This is a genomic window from Methylobacterium sp. WL116 (assembly GCF_008039455.1).
Lineage (GTDB): Bacteria > Pseudomonadota > Alphaproteobacteria > Rhizobiales > Beijerinckiaceae > Methylobacterium.
The window spans coordinates 1-1,200 of the sequence record NZ_VRUV01000873.1 but is presented as its reverse complement, the minus strand read 5'-3'; the positions used below and the strand labels follow the sequence as shown (position 1 = coordinate 1,200).

Below are 1,200 nucleotides of genomic sequence, written 5' to 3'. Positions count from 1 at the left end.
CCCTCGCCCCACGATTCCGACAGGTCGCCCTGCTGCAGCTTCACGTCCGAGATGCGGTTGACGACGCCGCGGGCGGCATGATGGGCGGCGCCCAGCGTCCGCCGCAGCAGCGCCCGGTGCAGATCGGCCCGAACGACTTCCAGTCGTTCGAGCGCCTGCTCAACGAGGTCCAGGACGCGTATTCGCACGAGGACATGGTCGGCCTGCGCAACCTCGCGACGCCGGAGATGGCCGGCTACTTCGAGGAGGAGCTGCGCGGCAATGCCGCCCGCGGCGTCGTCAACCGCATCTCGGACGTGAAGCTGCAGCAGGGCGACCTGTCGGAATCGTGGGGCGAGGGCGCGCAGGACTTCGCCACGGTGGCGATGCGCTACACCCTGAAGGACGTGACGATCGACCGGAACAGCAACCGCGTCGTCTCCACCGAGCCGGGCGAGGCGACCGAGTTCTGGACCTTCGTGCGCACACCCGGGCGCCCGTGGATCCTCTCGGCGATCCAGCAGACCCGCTAAGACGCCACGCTTCGACGAAACCGGCCGGCGTCCCTCACGGGGCGCCGGCCTTTCTATGCGCGTCCCACAGGTTGGCGAGCCGGACGAAGCCGGCCACCGGCACCTCCTCGGCCCGCGCGGTCTCCGCGATGCCGGCCTCCGCGAGCAGGGCGATCGGCTCCGGCGTCAGCCCCTTCAGGCTCTGGCGCAGCATCTTGCGGCGCTGCCCGAAGGCGGCGCGCGTCACCGCCTCGAGCGCGCCCGCCCGGCAGGGCAGGGGGGTGGCGCGCGGGACGATGCGCACGACGCTCGAGGTCACCTTCGGCGGCGGCACGAAGGCGGAGGGCGCCACGTCGAACAGGATGTCGCTCTGCGTGCGCCAGCCGCACAGCACGCCGAGGCGGCCGTAATCGGCCCGCTCCGACTCGTCGGCGACGATGCGCTCGGCGACCTCGCGCTGGAACATCAGCGTGGCGGAATCCCACCACGGCGGCCAGGCCTCGCCTTCGAGCCAGCCGGTGAGCAGGGCGGTGCCGACGTTGTAGGGCAGGTTCGCCACGATCCGCGCCGGCCCGTCGCCGATCAGCGGCCGCGGGTCGAAGGCCAGGGCGTCGGCGTCGACGACCGTCAGCCGCCCGGGATGGTGCGCCGCGATCTCGGCCAGGGCCGGCAGGGCGCGGGGATCGCGCTCGACCGCGATCACCCGCGC

Annotated in this window: 2 protein-coding genes; one reads left to right on the top strand and one right to left on the bottom strand. The window is 72.8% G+C overall.

From position 1 onward, the window contains the following. Positions 1–512 (top strand): TIM44-like domain-containing protein (locus FV223_RS28090; protein WP_187276284.1); only part of this gene is annotated, 512 nt, incomplete at its 5' end. A 34-nt stretch (positions 513–546) separates the two neighbouring features. Here the strand turns inward: FV223_RS28090 and FV223_RS28085 are convergent. Further along, on the bottom strand, positions 547–1,200 hold a 654-nt coding region (locus tag FV223_RS28085; RefSeq protein WP_147729936.1), incomplete at its 5' end, for an rRNA adenine dimethyltransferase family protein.